This window comes from Acinetobacter sp. V115_6 (assembly GCF_031799025.1).
In the GTDB taxonomy this organism is placed as follows: domain Bacteria; phylum Pseudomonadota; class Gammaproteobacteria; order Pseudomonadales; family Moraxellaceae; genus Acinetobacter; species Acinetobacter pittii.
In genome coordinates this window covers 2,226,075-2,242,880 of sequence record NZ_JAVQNO010000021.1, presented here as the reverse complement: position 1 = coordinate 2,242,880, position 16,806 = coordinate 2,226,075, and the positions used below count along the sequence as shown (strand labels likewise).

The window sequence follows — 16,806 nt, the reverse complement described above, 5'->3', positions numbered from 1 at the left end:
GCAAATGGTGCGATATCGTCTTTTTGATTTTAGCTAACGGACTAAAAAAAATTACTGGAGTGTATTGATAAGATGTCGAATCAAAATCTAAGTGAGCCTCATGAACAAGGTGAGCTCCATCGTAGCCTCTCAAATCGGCATTTACAGCTGATCGCGATTGGCGGTGCAATTGGTACGGGATTGTTTATGGGATCAGGCAAAACAATTAGTCTTGCTGGTCCATCAATCTTATTCATTTACCTGATTATTGGTGTGATGGTGTTTTTTGTCATGCGTGCGCTTGGCGAATTACTTCTTTCAAACCTTGCCTATAAATCATTTATTGACTTCTCTACAGATTTGATTGGTCCATGGGCAGGTTACTTTGTCGGCTGGACTTACTGGTTGTGTTGGATCACCATTGGTATTGCTGACCTTTCTGCAATTATCTATTACTTACAATTCTTCAATAATGGTCTACCTTTCTCGCCTGTCGAAGGGGCAATGATCAGTGTTGCCGCGATTGTATTTATTATGGGATTAAACCTATTAACAGTTCGCTTGTTTGGTGAGTTAGAGTTCTGGTTTGCGCTCATTAAGATTCTTGCGATTATTATTTTAATCGCTGTGGGTCTATGGATGATCTTTACTGGCTTTACTTCGACTACAGGTGAGGTTGCTTCATTTACTCATCTTTGGGCGAATGGTGGCTTCTTCCCAACAGGAGTGCATGGTTTCTTGGCAGGTTTCCAAATCGCAATCTTTGCTTTTGTTGGTGTGGAACTTGTGGGAACAACGGCTGCGGAAACGAAAGACCCAGCACGTAACTTACCAAAAGCAATTAACTCAATTCCAATCCGTATCATTATTTTCTACGTATTGGCATTGTTGATTGTGATGTCTGTAACACCTTGGAATAAAATTGATCCAGCCATCAGTCCATTTGTAAACTTGTTTAGCCAAGCTGGTGTTGCAGCAGCAGCGATCTTGATGAACTTGGTGGTACTGTCATCAGTGATGTCATCAATGAACAGTGGCGTGTTTTCAACAAGCCGTATGTTGTTTGGTCTATCTCGTGAAGATCAGGGACCAAAAGCTTTTGGTAAATTGAACAGACGTGCGGTACCTGCAAATGCATTGTATTTCTCTGCTGCGTGTTTATTGTTAGGTGCAGCATTACAGTATTTTGTACCAAATACAGTTGAGGCATTTACGCTTGCAACAACACTTTCAACGATTCTGTTCATTTGCGTGTGGTTACTGATTATCTGGAGTTATATCCGTTATTACACTACGCGTCCTGAGCTGCATGCCAAATCAACATTTAAATTGCCAGGCGGTCTATTTACATGTTGGATCACGATTATTTTCTTTATTGGTATGATTTACGTGTTGTCGTTGGAACCAGATACGTTCAAAGCGCTTAAAGTCAGCCCAATTTGGTTTGTTATCTTGATCATTGGTTATTTCTTCTTCTATAAACCACGTCATAAAAAGTAATTAAATTTATTTGCTTATGATCAAACGCTGGCTGAAAAGCTGGCGTTTTTTATGCATATTGTTTTTCTCTTTAAGTTTACTCTTTAGCCGCCTGCATGATCACGGTATACTGCATCGAATTGTTTAAATCAGGTGCTCAGATGCGTCGTGTCATTTGCCTCATCAGTTTATTGAGCAGCAGTATTTTGCTAAGCGCTTGCGGTCAGTCAGGAGCATTACAGCTACCTTCTGATCCGAATTATGACAAACGCGCGAAATACTTGCTCTATCGTAATAAAGAACAGAAACAAGTTGTGCAACAGGATGAACAAGCTGATCAGCCAGTTGAATCATCAGCCCCAACCCAAACAACTTCACCTTAAGCTTTGAAATAAGGACACATTCATGAGTTTCACTCGCATTAATGGAGTATTGCACGCAGAGCAATGTTCTATGGAGCAGCTTGCGCAGCAATTTGGCACACCTTTGTATGTTTATTCAAAAGCAGCTTTTGAAAAACATTACTTAGATATGGATCGTGCTTTTGATTTTATTGATCATCAAATCTGTTTTGCGGTGAAATCTAACTCAAATTTAGCTGTTCTTAATGTATTGGCAAAACTTGGTGCTGGTTTTGATATCGTATCAGGTGGTGAGCTTGCACGTGTTTTAAAAGCGGGTGGAGATGCATCTAAAGTTGTTTTTTCTGGCTTAGGTAAAACTGAAGCCGATATTGAAACATCATTAAATGTAGGCATTGCTTGCTTTAATGTAGAGTCTTATGCCGAACTAGATCGTCTTCAAAAAGTTGCAGCTCGTCTAGGCAAAAAAGCACCGATTTCTTTACGTGTAAATCCAGATGTAGATGCAAAAACACATCCTTATATTTCAACAGGTTTAAAAGAAAATAAATTTGGTATCCCAAGTGATACCGTTTATGAAACCTATCAATATGCTGCATCTTTACCAAACCTTGAGATTATTGGAATTGACTGCCACATTGGTTCGCAATTAACCGAGACTAAACCATTCGTTGATGCTTTAGATCGTGTGATGGTAATGATTGAGGAACTAAAAAAACTTGGTATCAATCTTAAACACATCGATATCGGTGGTGGTTTAGGGGTTTGCTATAAAGATGAAACACCACCAAGTGTTGAAGAATATGCCAACTCAATGAAACCTGCTTTAGAAAAGTTAGGTCTTAAGGTTTATATGGAACCGGGTCGTAGCATTAGTGCAAATGCAGGTGTGCTTTTAACCAAAGTCGATTTGCTCAAGCCTACGAGTCACCGTAACTTTGCCATTATTGATGCAGCAATGAATGATTTAATTCGCCCTGCATTATATGAAGCGTGGATGGATATCCAGCCTGTGGTGCCAAGTTCAGATATTGAAGAAAAAACTTGGGATCTTGTTGGTGCAATCTGTGAAACGGGTGACTTCATTGGTAAAGATCGTTCATTGGCTTTAAAAGAAAATGACTTGTTAGCTGTTCTTGGCGCCGGTGCTTATGGTTTTGTAATGAGTTCAAATTACAACACACGTGGCCGTGCCGCAGAAGTAATGGTGTCAGGTGATAAAGCCCATTTGATTCGTGAGCGTGAAACGGTTGAGTCCCTTTGGGAAAATGAACGCTTGTTGCCTGAGGAGTAAATGAAATGTTGTTAGAATTTACTAAAATGCATGGCCTAGGCAACGACTTTATGGTGGTTGATCTGATCAGCCAACGTGCTTATTTAGATACAGAAACAATTCAACGCTTAGCCGATCGTCATTTTGGCATCGGTTTTGATCAACTTTTAATTGTTGAACCACCAGATTTACCGGAAGCAGATTTTAAATATCGTATTTTTAATGCAGATGGTTCTGAAGTTGAACAATGTGGTAACGGAGTACGCTGTTTTGCTCGTTTTGTACATGAGCGCCATTTAACGACCAAAACAAGTATTACTGTCCAAACCAAAGCAGGTATCGTAAAACCTGAATTGGGACAAAATGGTTGGGTTCGCGTCAATATGGGCTACCCAAAGTTCTTGCCGAATGAAATTCCATTCGTTGCAGAACAAGCAGAAGCTTTATATACACTTGAGTTAGCTAACGACCAGAACATTAAGATTGATGTGGTCAATATGGGCAATCCTCACGCTGTCACTATTGTTCCAGATGTATTAACTGCAGATGTTGCCGGCATTGGTCCACAAGTTGAGTCACATAAACGGTTCCCTGAACGTGTAAATGCTGGCTTTATGCAAGTAATTGATGAAAAACATGTGCGCTTACGTGTATTTGAACGTGGTGTTGGTGAAACATTAGCTTGTGGTACAGGGGCATGTGCTGCTGCGGTAAGTGGTATGCGCCGTGGCTTACTTGCGAACTCAGTTGAAGTTGAGCTTGCTGGTGGTAAGTTACAAATTGAATGGCAAGAAGGCGATGTGGTCTGGATGACTGGTCCAACAACTCATGTTTATGATGGGCGTTTGGATTTACGTTATTTCCAAGGCTAATCGCATTACCAAAATAGAAGTCTCTTTTATTATCTAAAATGATAAAAGAGACTTTCTTTTATATGTAGAATAATTTTTTAATTTTATAACTTTATAAAAATATGAATAATTTAATTTTCTTACCCGGTGCATCAGGCAGTACTGCATTTTGGTATCCTTTAATTGAAAAATTACCTCAGCAATACCGTACAAAAATTATTGGTTACCCCGGTTTTGGCGATACACCAGAATCCCTTGAAGTGAAGAGTTTTGAAGACCTAACAAATTATGTGGTCGATCAAATTAATGAAGAATCTGTAATTATTGCTCAATCAATGGGTGGGATTTTTGCCGTTGCCGCAGCGCTAAAAAAAACTCATTTGGTGAAAGGGTTGGTTTTAATTGCTACTTCTGGTGGAATCAACCTTAAACGATTTAATGTTCAAGACTGGCGTGAAGCATACCGCCAAGCCTTTTTTAAATATCCTGATTGGTTTATTACTACCAATGTTAACTACGAAGAGTTTTTATCAGATATAAACATTGAAACTTTATTAATCTGGGGCGATAACGATCCAGTGAGCCCCGTTGAAGTGGGAACATACTTAAATCAGATATTTAAAAATTCAAGGCTGCATATTGTTAAAGGTGGAGATCATCAGTTGGCAGAAAAACATGCTGATGAAGTGGCCGCACAAATTAAAGATTATTTAAAAAAGATGAGGTAAGTCTTTTAAAAAGCGTGCTATGTGTTAGCACGCTTTTTAAAATTTACTTTTTACTCAAAGCTAATTTCAAAGCAAACAACACAAAAATACTGCCAGTAATTCGGTCCATATATTTCACAAATTTAGGTTGCTTAAGATAACGTGACAGTGGTTGCATAGCCAAAATTAATAAAGTTGACCATAACATTCCAATCACCACATGAATCATTACCAGTCCCATCACCCAAGTAACTGCCGATGCTTGTGGTGGAATAAACTGTGGAAGAAATGAAATATAAAAAATACCAACTTTGGGATTAAGTAAATTACCCAAAAAGCCTTTAATAAACCAATTTTGTGAAGGAGAGGTATTTGAACTATTCTCTTGAATATCTGCAAGTTGGCTACGTGGTTTTAAAATCATATTTAAACCTAACCATGCTAGATAAGCTGCTCCCATCCATTTTAGAATATTAAAAGCGAGATCAGATGCCATGAGCAAAGCACCTAGACCACAGGCAACCATAATTCCCCATACAATACAGCCAAGGCTAATGCCGACCGCTGCTTGAAACGCTTTCGATTTACCTTCAAGTGTTGCTGTACGAATAATTAAAGTCGTATCCAGACCCGGGGTCAGTGTAAGTAAGGTAATCGCAATTAAATAAGGAATGAGTATGGTGGTCATGGCGGCATGGTCCAATGAATACTTGGTTTAAATTGTAATATATAAATTAGATCAGCATTAGGTTGTGCGATATCAAATTTTCATGATCACATAGTTTTTGATACACTCAAAAAAATGAGCAAATAAATGGAGAGCAATTTGGATTTTGCATTACAACTGCTCTCAATGTGGTTAAAAGAAAGAAAAATACAGAATCAATCTGAGCACACGATTACTGCTTATGAACGGGATGTTAAAAGCTTTTTTGAGTTCTGCGAGCACAAACAACTAGATTTGAGAAATATTGAAGCTTCAGATTTAAGAGAGTATTTAGCGCAGCGTGTCGAACAGGACCAGTTAAGTTCAAGTAGTATGCAACGTCATCTCACCTCAATTCGTCAATTTATGAAGTGGGCTGAACAAGGTAAATATCTAGAAATTAATCCTACCGACGATTTTAAGTTAAAACGCCAACCTAGACCTTTGCCGGGTATGATCGATATAGAAACGGTTAATCAAATTTTAGATCAACCTATGCCGGAAAAACCAATTGATCAGCAATTGTGGTTAAGAGATAAAGCGATGCTCGAGTTACTTTACTCAAGTGGTTTACGTTTAGCTGAATTGCAGGGTTTAACAGTTAAGGATGTAGATTTTAATCGCCAACTTGTTCGTATTACTGGTAAAGGAAATAAAACCCGTATTGTACCGTTTGGGAAAAAAGCAAAAGAAAGCCTATTAAACTGGTTGAAAGTTTACAAAATTTGGAAAGGACATTTTGATCAAAATGACTCTGTCTTTATTTCCTTACGAGGAGGGGCGCTCACTCCAAGGCAAATTGAAAAACGAGTGAAGCTTCAGGCACAAAGAGCAGGTGTAAATGTCGATTTACATCCACATTTACTCAGACATTGTTTTGCTAGCCATATGCTATCGAGTAGCGGTGACTTGCGTTCAGTACAAGAAATGCTAGGCCATAGTAATTTATCTACAACACAAATTTATACCCATATTGATTTCGATCATTTGGCTCAAGTGTATGATCAAGCCCATCCAAGGGCACATAAAAGCTAAAAGTTAAAAAATAGACTCAATCAAAGATAATTAAATTGAGATGTTTTAGGTGAATGTAGAGATCATTTGGATTTTTTTACAAATTTGTTTAAGAGAAATAAGGGAAACTACCCAATTGACAATTTTGATCTTTGAGTATTTTGTGGACGACTGGGTCTAAAAAACGTCGGATTTATGGTGTTTAAAAGTAATGTTATGTTTCTAGCTAATATGCTAAATAAGATAAAAAGATAATAAAAATCAATGTATAAAATAGAGTTTAAAAAGAATAAAATAGGCCCTCATAGCAGTCTAAAATTTTTTTATGAACTGATGATTTCATTTTTTTTGTGCTGTTCCAGAAAATTGTGACTTGACCGAAATGCCAAACACATTGCAAGATAGGGTACCTAAAAAATTTTAATTGAAGAGTTAATATACTTTTCTCAACATTTACTTTTGCTAGAACAGCCGAGGATTACATGAAGGCTCTTGTTGCTGTAAAACGCGTGGTTGATGCCAACGTTAAAGTTCGTGTTAAGCCGGACAATAGTGGGGTTGACCTTACCAACGTAAAAATGTCAATTAACCCATTTTGTGAAATCGCAGTGGAAGAAGCGGTTCGCTTAAAAGAAAAAGGAACAGTATCAGAAATCGTTGTTGTTTCTGTTGGTCCTAAAGAAGCTCAAGAACAAATCCGTTCTGCAATGGCTCTAGGCGCAGACCGTGGTATTTTGGTTGAAACTACTGATGAAATTGGCGCTTTAGAAGTTGCTAAAATTTTAAAAGGTGTTGTTGAAGCTGAAAAACCAGAACTTATCCTTCTTGGTAAACAAGCAATTGATGATGACTCTAACCAAGTAGGTCAAATGCTTGGTGCATTATTAGGTGCTGGTCAAGGTACATTCGCTTCTGAAGTGAAAGTTGATGGCGGTAAAGTACAAGTGACTCGTGAAGTTGACGGTGGTTTACAAACTGTTGAACTTACACTTCCTGCAATCATCACGACTGACTTGCGTTTGAACGAGCCACGTTATGCAGCATTGCCTAACATCATGAAAGCTCGTAAGAAGCCACTTGATACTAAATCTCCTGCGGATTATGGCGTTACAGCTGGTACTAAGCTTAAAACTGTTAAAGTTGAAGCTCCAGCAGAACGTAAAGCTGGCGTACAAGTGAAATCTGTAGATGAGCTTGTTGAAAAATTGAAAAATGAAGCGAAAGTGATCTAATACGGAAGGATAAAATCATGAGTATTTTAGTTATCGCTGACCACAACAACCAAGTACTTAACGGTGCTACTTTAAACGTTGTTGCTGCAGCACAAAAAATCGGTGGTGATATTACTGTATTAGTTGCTGGTTCTGGTGCTCAAGCAGTTGCTGATGCTGCTGCTAAAGTTGCTGGTGTAAGCAAAGTTTTACTTGCTGACAACGCTGCTTATGCAAACCAATTAGCTGAAAACGTAGCTGGCTTAGTTGCTGACTTGGCTAAAGGTTACAAATACGTTTTAGCTGCTTCTACAACGACTGGTAAGAACATTCTTCCACGTGTTGCTGCTCTTCTTGATGTAAGCATGATCACAGATATTATTTCTGTTGAATCTGCGAACACATTCAAGCGTCCTATCTACGCTGGTAACGCGATTGCAACTGTTCAATCTGACGAAGCAATCATTGTGGGTACTGTTCGTGGTACAGCATTTGATCCAGTTGCTGCGGAAGGCGGTTCAGCTGCTATTGAAACAGTTGGCGAAGTAAAAGATGCGGGTATTTCACACTTCGTATCTGAAGAAATCGTTAAGCTTGATCGTCCAGAATTAACTGCGGCTCGCATCGTGGTTTCTGGTGGTCGTGGTGTAGGTTCTGGTGAGAACTACCATAAAGTACTTGATCCATTAGCTGACAAGCTCGGTGCAGCACAAGGTGCTTCACGTGCAGCAGTTGATGCGGGCTTTGTACCTAACGATTTCCAAGTTGGTCAAACTGGTAAAATCGTTGCACCTGAGCTTTACGTTGCTGTAGGTATTTCTGGTGCGATCCAGCATTTAGCTGGTATGAAAGATTCTAAAGTTATTGTTGCAATCAACAAAGACGAAGAAGCGCCAATCAACAGTGTTGCTGACTACTGGTTAGTTGGTGATTTGAACACTGTAGTACCAGAATTGGTATCTAAACTTTAATCTTTACTGATTAAAGCTGAAAAACCCTTAGTTTTTACTAGGGGTTTTTTATTATGGATAGTGTCCTGAAATGTATAACTGAGACTTTTATCTCATTTGAGGTTTGATTTTTATAGAATAAAAATCACATAGTTTTATTAAGAATAGAACATGCTCGTTATAGCGATATGATAAGAATAATATGCAATTAAATTATACAAATATCACCAGATTAGCGGTGTAGATTCCGCACATTACAAAGTGCTTTTATGCTATAGTATACAGCTATATTTTTTTCGATTTTAGTTCAGTTTCCGGAACTAAATTTTTTGCAAGATCAAGACATATAAGCAGATGGAAATTTCTATCTGTAAGAAGGAGTATGCATGAGCGTATCGGAAATCCGACCGATTGCCATTGAGGACGAACTCAAGCATTCATATTTAGATTACGCGATGAGTGTAATCGTATCTCGTGCATTGCCGGATGTGAGAGACGGTCTGAAACCTGTTCACCGTCGTGTGCTTTATGCCATGCACGAATTGGGCAATGACTATAACAAAGCCTACAAGAAATCTGCGCGTGTTGTTGGGGACGTAATCGGTAAATATCACCCTCATGGTGACTCAGCTGTTTATGAAACCATTGTACGTATGGCTCAGGACTTTAGCTTACGTTATTTATTGGTAGATGGTCAGGGTAACTTCGGTTCGATTGATGGTGATAGCGCAGCTGCGATGCGTTATACCGAAGTCCGTATGACCAAGCTTGCACACGAGCTTCTTGCAGATCTAGAAAAAGACACGGTTGACTGGGAAGATAACTACGACGGTTCTGAGCGTATTCCTGAAGTACTTCCGACACGTGTTCCTAACTTGTTAATTAATGGTGCTGCTGGTATTGCCGTAGGTATGGCAACCAACATGGCACCGCATAACATGACAGAAGTTGTGAATGCGTGCTTAGCCTATGCTGACAATCCGAATATCTCGATTGAAGGATTGATGGAATACATTACGGGTCCTGACTTCCCTACAGGCGGTATTATTTACGGTAAATCGGGTATTGTTGATGCCTACCGTACAGGTAAAGGCCGCTTACATATTCGTGGTAAGTACCATTTCGAAGAAGATGAAAAGACAGGCCGTACAACCATCGTCTTTACTGAAATTCCATATCAAGTAAACAAAGCAAGAGTTATTGAACGTATTGCTGAGTTAGTGAAAGAGAAAAAACTTGAAGGTATTTCAGAACTTCGTGATGAGTCTGACAAAGAAGGTATGCGTATTGCAATTGACTTAAAGCGTGGTGAAAACGCTGAAGTCGTTGTAAATAACTTATTCTTAAATACTCAACTTGAGAACTCATTCAGCATCAATATGGTTTGTCTTGATAACGGACAACCAAAATTGATGAATCTGAAAGATATTATTGCGGCATTTATCCGTCACCGCCAAGAAGTTGTGACACGCCGTACCATGTTCGAACTGCGTAAAGCACGTGAACGTGGTCATATCTTAGAAGGCTTAACAGTTGCTTTAGCCAATATCGATGAAATTATCGAGACTATTAAAACTTCTGCTAACCCTGCTGAAGCGCGTGAGCGTTTACTTGCAGGTGAGTGGGCAGGTGGTGGTGTGGTTTCATTGCTTGAAAAAGCTGGTGCAATTTCTGTTCGTCCAGATGAAATCGAAGGTGAAAACCCAGATCGTCCATTTGGTTTAACCGATTCAATTTACCGTTTATCACCAACACAAGTAGGCGCGATTTTAGAATTACGTTTACACCGTTTAACAGGTCTTGAACAAGACAAATTACATGCAGAATATACTGAAATTTTAGGTCAAATCGCTGAACTTACTGCGATTTTGAATGATTTCAATTTATTGATGGCTGTAATTCGCGAAGAGTTAGCACTGGTACTACAACAGTATGGTGATGGACGTCGCACTGAAATTATTGAATCACGTATTGATTTTAGCCGTGAAGATTTAATTCCTGAAGAGCAAGTTGTATTAACGGTTTCACAAACAGGTTATGCAAAAACTCAACCACTTTCAGACTATCAGGCTCAGCGCCGTGGTGGTCGTGGTAAGTCAGCAACTTCAATGAAAGATGATGACTTTATTCAACATCTCATTGTAGCTTCAAACCATGCGACTGTGCTGTGCTTTACCAACGTAGGTAAAGTATATCGTCTTCGTGTGTTTGAAGTGCCTCAAGCATCACGTGGTGCGAAAGGCCGACCGATTGTGAACTTGTTACCTTTAGATGCGAATGAAACAGTAACAGCTATCTTGCCGTTAACTGAGTTCCCAGAAAACCATTACGTATTTATGGCGACAGCATCAGGTACGGTTAAACGTGTTGATTTAGAGCAATTCGCTAATATCCGTTCAAATGGTTTACGTGCAATTGAGCTCAATGAAGAAGATACCTTAATTGGTGTTGCGATTACTGATGGTAATCAGCAAATCATGTTGTTCTCGAACGAAGGTAAGGCAATCCGTTTTGCTGAGACTGACGTACGTGCAATGGGTCGTACTGCGAAAGGTGTTCGTGGTATGCGCGTGAGCTTTGCAAGCAGTACTTTAAGTGAAGAAGATGCAGATGTTGAAAATGATGAATCAGATGACAATGACGATTCAGCAGATTCAAATTTAGTAAGTCGTATCGTATCGCTTGTAGTTGTACCTGAAACAGGTGAAGTACTATGTGCAAGTGCCAACGGTTACGGTAAACGTACTCCTGTAAATGACTTCCCGACCAAGAAACGTGGCGGTAAGGGTGTAATTGCGATTAAGACAAGCGAACGTAACGGTGAGCTTGTTGGTGCAGTGTCTATTGATGAAACCAAAGAATTGTTACTTATTTCTGATGGCGGTACATTAGTTCGTACCCGTGCAGCAGAAGTTGCGATGACTGGTCGTAATGCACAAGGTGTACGCCTAATTCGCTTAAGTGAAGAAGAAACTCTAGTAGGTGTGGTGTCTATTGAAGCTGTCGAAGATGAAGAAGAGTTTCTCGAAGGCGAAGTAGATACTACTGAAACTGATAGCGAAGAAGTTGTATCAAATAATGAAGATGCTTCTGAAGAGTAAGTAAAACTTAAATAAAAAAGGAAGCATAAGCTTCCTTTTTTATTTTATGAAGAAGATTTTTTAACAAGCCGATAATAAGATAAACTCACCAATATTAATCCAAGGGTCCCAAGAAATATCAGTTTTGGTACAACTGTGGCTAATGGAACGCCCATCTGGTTAAGTTGCACAAACATTTGTACCCCATGTGTTGATGGTAAACACCACGCAAACCATTGTAGCCATTCAGGCATTGCTTGATGAGGCCAAGCAGCTCCAGTGAGTAAGAATAAAGGTACAGAGCTAAACACAATAATATGTCCGGCACGTTCCGGCATATCCAAAAGTGATCCGATCAACATACCTAATCCAATCACACAACTAATAAAAATTGGAACGGCAATGAGTAGACCTATAAAATTTCCACCGTGTGGATAGTCATTGAACCACAAGGTAAAACCAAAAAGATAAAAACACCCTAAACAACCAATCGTAAATATACTTGCGAAAACTCCAGCGAGGCGAACAGCTGTAATCTTTTCACGTTGCTCACGATAGCTAGCTATTAACATTGCCGAACCTAGCACAATCGTTTGATGAATAATCAAAGATGCAACAGCCGGAAAAATATAACTTCCATACCCTGAAAGTGGATTAAATAACGGCACTTGATGAATAGAAAGCGCTGGCTGGAAATGAGTGCGTTGTCCGAATTTTTCAATATATTCTTTTAATGTAGCTTCTATCGAGGTTGCTAGACCTAAACCAATTTCTTTAGTTTTTAAAAAGTTGGTTGTGCTTAAGTATAAGCCGATTCCACCTGTTTCTCCTCTGCGCAAGCTTTGAGTTAGGTTGTTGGGTAAAAGTAAAATACCATCGGCTTTTTGTTCACGAACTATTTGTTCTGCTTGTAAGAAATTGCTTGTAACAGTAACAATATGAACATGGGGACTATTTGCACTTTGACCGATTAATTGAGAAGTTAAGAGACTTTGTTCTTCATCAACAATGACAATAGGAATAGATTCTGCACGCTCAGCTTTATAGGCGGTAGGATAAAAAAAGCTGTAAAGAATGACCGATAAAATTAGCGTTGTGAAAACTGAGCTATTACTTACAATGTCTTTAAATGTTTGCCCATAAGCCTTAAAGAATTCTTTCATTGTGTTGCCCCTCGAACTAATTTTTTAAGCAATAGACAACTTAAAAAGAAGTAAATCAGGCAATAACCGATGAGTATTAAAAAAGGAATCATTGAAATGAAAACTGGACTGCCGATCACCCATTGTTCGGTTTGAAGCTTGGCATAAGGTGTATAGGGGATAATGAGTGACCAAAATTTAGTGAAAATCGGTGCATTATTTAAAGGCAAAGTAACGCCTGCAAAACTTAAAGATGAACCACCATAGACGGCAATAAAGCCAAAAGTTTTACTTAAATTCTTGGTCGCAAGAATGACCGTACTGCTAATCAGAGCATAGGCAAAATAAAGTAAGAACTGTGCAACCAGCAATAAACTAAGAGAACCCGCTACAAACCAGCCACGAATTTCAACCAGCCAAAACATCCATAGCCATGTCCAGAAACAAAAAATAAGGCTATAAAGCAGATTTTTAGCCAGTAAGCCTTGAATAAAACTTTCTCGGTTTACCCATGCTGTTAATGTGCCACGTTTAAGTTCTTGTCCAATAGCAAAGGCAACACAGCAACACAGCAATAAGTGCAATACAGCAGGAACCATGAAAGGTTCTAAATAAAACTCATAGCTCATGCTTGGATTATAAAGCGTTGAGATTTTTACATGAGCTGTAGGAACATCTAAATAGGGAATACTATTTACAAGATAACTTTGACCAGCATAGTCTGCTAAAGCATTGAGGGTACTGACTAGCATTGCTGAAGAAATGGTATTTCCGACACTAAAAAAAGACTGGTTAAATGCAATGCTGATTTGAGCATCTTGTGCTTTAACGAAGCGTTTTTCAGCACCGTCTGGAATAAAAACGTAACCCCATATTTTAGTTTCGTTAAGTAGTTGTTCAGCCTCAGTAGAGCTTGCCGTAATCGTTTTAATATCTACCGTATGATTTAAAGAAAGATATTTTTCAATATTACGGCTGAGTTCACTTTGGTCTTGATCAATAATCGCAATTGGTAAATGTTCAGCTTTACCTGCATAAAACATGCTGCTAAACAAAAAAATGATAAAAGCAGGGATAAGTGTCACCATACACAAATCCCATTTATTGCTTTTTAGATAGTTTAGTTCCCGTAATATACTGGCAAACATGCTTTATTTTTCTTCTTTAATTTTAAATAGAACACTCATACCAACCTTTAAATCTTTTACAGGACTTTCAGGCACCAGATGCAATTTAAAGCTACGAATATCATAGCCCCCAGTTTGGCGAGTCGTTTTAATAGTGGCAAATTCACCTTCAGCATCAATACTCTTAATTTTAAAATTCACATTCTGATTAAGAGCAGGTATGAATCCTTCAAGGGTTTTGCTTTTATACACAGAAGCGTATTGGTTTTCACCCACGTTTAAACTTACCCATAAATCATCATCTTCTAAAATGCTGACAACAGGCACGCCCATAGCGACTAATTCAGAAGGTTTACCATAAGTTTTTGAAACCGTGCCTGAAATAGGTGAGAGTAAACGTGTCTCTGCTTCCAGTGCTTTTGCTTCGCTTACCGCTGCTTTGGCAATTTCAACCTGAGCATCTGCTGTAGATTTCTGTTGGCTGGTACTGCCGCGTTTAGCACGAGCATATTGTTGATAAGAGGCCTCACTTAATTCTTGAGCAGAGGTCTGTGCAGCAAGCATTTCATCTCGTCTTTGACGTGAAATGACGCCTTGTCTATATAAATTTTCACCGCGTTGGTAAGTAGTTTTTGCAAGGTTTGCTTGTGCTTTCGTGCTTTGCCAGTTGGCATAAAGAGTATCGATATTTTCTTGTTGCGAACCGCGGTCTACCGTAGATTGAAATGCTAAAGCCGATTGTAAGGTAGCCAAGGCTTGTTGCTTTTTAGCTTCTATTTCCGGGCTAATCAAACGAACAAGTGGCTGACCTTTGGAAATTTTCTGGCCTTCTTGTACATAAATTTCTTCAATACGACTTGGAACTTTTGTACTTACGTGAAGAGTCTCGGCTTCAACTCGGCCTTGAAGTTCAATAGGTTTCGGCTGATAGCTTTTCCACAAACCAAAAATAATTAAACCTAATAGCACAATAATGACTACACCAATAATCAGTTTAATTTTTGAATTTTTAGGTGGTTTTGAATCATCTTTATTTGTGTTTGATTCTTGATGGTCACTAACTGGATCATCTTTTTTAACTTGAGTGGTTTCTGCTGTATCCGCAACAGGAGAATCTTGTTCTGAATGAGCCGAGTCTTGATTCATTTTATACTCCCATTAACGAATATAGTCGGTATGTGGTTGATTGACATAAGCTTTAAACTGGTCAATTGAGCCGTGACTTTGCAGTAAAGTTGCAAGTGATATGACATATTTATAAGCATTTAAAGCCATTTCAGTTTTTAACGCACTTAATGCATTTTGCGCATCAATCACCTGGGTTGCTGTACCCATTCCTTCGCGGAAAGAAAGTTCTTGAATACGTAGGTTTTCTTGAGCAGCATTTACGTTTCTTTGTAAAAGCTGATGACTTTGTTGAGCAGAGTTAAGCTCGTTATATGATTTATTCAAAAGTGCTTCAATCTCTTGTTTAGTTCGTTCAGTCATGAGCTCAGAAGCGTAGCGCTTCAATTCGGCAGCATGAATATTCTTATTTTTATCTACCCCAGAGAATAGGTTGTATTTTGCCATTACACCGACAATCCAGTTTTCATTTTCATCAAGCGCATATTCACCAAATGCAAATAGGCTTGGTTTTTTTGCGGCTTGTTGAGCTTGAATATTGACGTTAGCCAGTTGAGTATCCATCTGCATTTTTTGTACAAGGCTAGATTTTTGTGAATAACTGATTAAAAGTGATTCTAGAGACTGGCTTGGGGTGTTGTTTACAAATAACGGTGTACTTAAATCTACATTATTTTGTTGATGTAAAAGATTATTAAGACTAAAGCGGCTGGCATTTAAGTTGGCTTGAGTATTTTGTAAAGTACGTTCCGCATTATTACGCGCGACTTCAAACTGCATGCGTTGCCCTTTGCTAATAAACCCTTGTTGCTCGAGCTTTAGGGCATTGCTGTAATGTTTTTGCATGGCATTAAAGTTAAATAAGCTACTTGCGACCAGTTGCTGCTGTAATTGCACATTAAAGTAACTTTGTACTACTTCAAATCGCTGTATATCTTGCTGTTGTTGGCTTGAAAGTTCAGAGCGCTGTGCTTGTATATTTGCTATTTTTTTAGCACTGCTGGTTAAGCCGCCTGTATAGAGTGGCATTACGACTGAAATGGAAGGGCGTACGACCTGATCTTCTATGGTCAGATTCGCATAATCAGGAAAGCGATTTATACCATCATGTATGGTTTGGTTTGCGCCTTCTTGAACTTGTCCCAGCACATCTGATGGAATGACATTGTTCCACTGTGAAAGTTTGTCATTTAGTCCTTGGCTTAAATCATTTTCAAGTTTTTGTTTAAAAGCCCCAAGAGGTACATCTGTTTCACTATGAAAAGCGTAGGCTCTGACATTCAAATCAACTCTAGGTAATCCCAGGCCCTTTACTGCTTCAGCTTCTAATTGAGATGCTTGCTGTAATGCTTGGTTGGCTTGAGTACTGTATGAACTTTTTAAAGCTTGTTGTTCTGCTTCGGCATAACTTAAGCTTCCGGCATATAAATGATTAGTGAAAAAAAAGCCTAAAGCCAAAGCAAGATGTTTTGGTTTAAATGAAAAGGGAAAAATAGACTGTCTATATCGATGTGTTGGCATTTTAAATAACAATTTTTGGCATCCCTTATAGTTTAAATTTCTTGTTATTAAATTCAATTATCATCTTGTTTATTATACATTTGTATAAAAACATAGTGGTTTTTAGCTCCTTTAATTATTGAATTTACTAAGCCAATATTTTTGTAATAGCTATCAAGGTATGTGAAATGATAATCACAAGTCAAGTTGATCTTTTTGCTTAAAAATTTTTTAAATGGGGAAGCTGATTATTAAAACTAAAGAAATAAAGACAACAATAATTGAAAAAATAAACCTAAA

General features: G+C 38.5%; 14 protein-coding genes. 9 read left to right on the top strand and 5 right to left on the bottom strand.

The genetic code is table 11. The annotated features are described in order from the left end of the window. Window positions 1–72 precede the first annotated feature (72 nt). The 5 genes from RMA94_RS19250 (at window position 73) to RMA94_RS19230 (ending at window position 4,672) form a co-directional block, all read left to right on the top strand. Window positions 73–1,479, top strand: coding sequence for an amino acid permease (locus RMA94_RS19250; protein WP_304396487.1), 1,407 nt, complete (start codon window positions 73–75; stop codon window positions 1,477–1,479). A 140-nt stretch (window positions 1,480–1,619) separates the two neighbouring features. Further along, window positions 1,620–1,841: an LPS translocon maturation chaperone LptM gene (locus tag RMA94_RS19245; RefSeq protein ID WP_004790575.1), complete on the top strand. Its 222-nt coding sequence runs from the start codon at window positions 1,620–1,622 to the stop codon at window positions 1,839–1,841. A gap of 22 nt (window positions 1,842–1,863) precedes the next feature. Next, a complete protein-coding gene (gene lysA / locus RMA94_RS19240) occupies window positions 1,864–3,114 on the top strand; it encodes a diaminopimelate decarboxylase (protein ID WP_311084012.1) in 1,251 nt (416 codons plus the stop codon). 5 nt (window positions 3,115–3,119) lie between these two features. Beyond that, on the top strand, window positions 3,120–3,965 hold the full coding sequence (gene dapF, locus RMA94_RS19235) for a diaminopimelate epimerase (protein WP_130120336.1): 846 nt from the start codon (window positions 3,120–3,122) through the stop codon (window positions 3,963–3,965). A 101-nt stretch (window positions 3,966–4,066) separates the two neighbouring features. Then, window positions 4,067–4,672 (top strand): alpha/beta fold hydrolase, encoded by a 606-nt coding sequence (locus RMA94_RS19230; protein ID WP_161282546.1) that lies wholly within the window; start codon window positions 4,067–4,069, stop codon window positions 4,670–4,672. Between the two features lie 43 nt (window positions 4,673–4,715). On the opposite strand, the gene RMA94_RS19225 is transcribed toward RMA94_RS19230, so the two are convergent. Further along, window positions 4,716–5,339: a LysE family translocator gene (locus RMA94_RS19225; RefSeq protein WP_060464875.1), complete on the bottom strand. Its 624-nt coding sequence runs from the start codon at window positions 5,337–5,339 to the stop codon at window positions 4,716–4,718. A 165-nt stretch (window positions 5,340–5,504) separates the two neighbouring features. Here RMA94_RS19225 and xerA point away from each other — a divergent pair, with 165 nt between their 5' ends. The 4 genes from xerA (at window position 5,505) to gyrA (ending at window position 11,633) form a co-directional block, all read left to right on the top strand. Then, on the top strand, window positions 5,505–6,392 hold the full coding sequence (xerA, locus tag RMA94_RS19220) for a site-specific tyrosine recombinase/integron integrase (protein ID WP_161282609.1): 888 nt from the start codon (window positions 5,505–5,507) through the stop codon (window positions 6,390–6,392). Window positions 6,393–6,853: 461 nt separating this feature from the next. After that, window positions 6,854–7,603: an electron transfer flavoprotein subunit beta/FixA family protein gene (locus RMA94_RS19215; RefSeq protein WP_002118903.1), complete on the top strand. Its 750-nt coding sequence runs from the start codon at window positions 6,854–6,856 to the stop codon at window positions 7,601–7,603. Window positions 7,604–7,620: 17 nt separating this feature from the next. Then, a complete protein-coding gene (locus RMA94_RS19210) occupies window positions 7,621–8,553 on the top strand; it encodes an electron transfer flavoprotein subunit alpha/FixB family protein (RefSeq protein ID WP_161282545.1) in 933 nt (310 codons plus the stop codon). 365 nt (window positions 8,554–8,918) lie between these two features. Next, window positions 8,919–11,633, top strand: coding sequence for a DNA gyrase subunit A (gyrA, locus tag RMA94_RS19205; protein ID WP_270906262.1), 2,715 nt, complete (start codon window positions 8,919–8,921; stop codon window positions 11,631–11,633). 44 nt (window positions 11,634–11,677) lie between these two features. Here gyrA and RMA94_RS19200 read toward each other — a convergent pair whose 3' ends face one another. The 4 genes from RMA94_RS19200 to RMA94_RS19185 are packed head-to-tail and all read right to left on the bottom strand — an operon-like array spanning window position 11,678 to window position 16,527. Further along, window positions 11,678–12,775, bottom strand: a complete 1,098-nt coding sequence (locus RMA94_RS19200) for an ABC transporter permease (protein ID WP_069035757.1) — start codon at window positions 12,773–12,775, stop codon at window positions 11,678–11,680. After that, a complete protein-coding gene (locus RMA94_RS19195) occupies window positions 12,772–13,902 on the bottom strand; it encodes an ABC transporter permease (RefSeq protein ID WP_311084011.1) in 1,131 nt (376 codons plus the stop codon). Before RMA94_RS19195 ends, RMA94_RS19200 begins: the two co-directional genes overlap by 4 nt. A 3-nt stretch (window positions 13,903–13,905) precedes the next feature. Next, on the bottom strand, window positions 13,906–15,027 hold the full coding sequence (locus RMA94_RS19190; RefSeq protein WP_311084010.1) for an efflux RND transporter periplasmic adaptor subunit: 1,122 nt from the start codon (window positions 15,025–15,027) through the stop codon (window positions 13,906–13,908). Window positions 15,028–15,039: 12 nt separating this feature from the next. Continuing rightward, entirely contained in the window at window positions 15,040–16,527 is a 1,488-nt protein-coding gene (locus tag RMA94_RS19185; RefSeq protein ID WP_311084009.1) for a TolC family protein, read from the bottom strand. Between the last annotated feature and the right edge of the window lie 279 nt (window positions 16,528–16,806).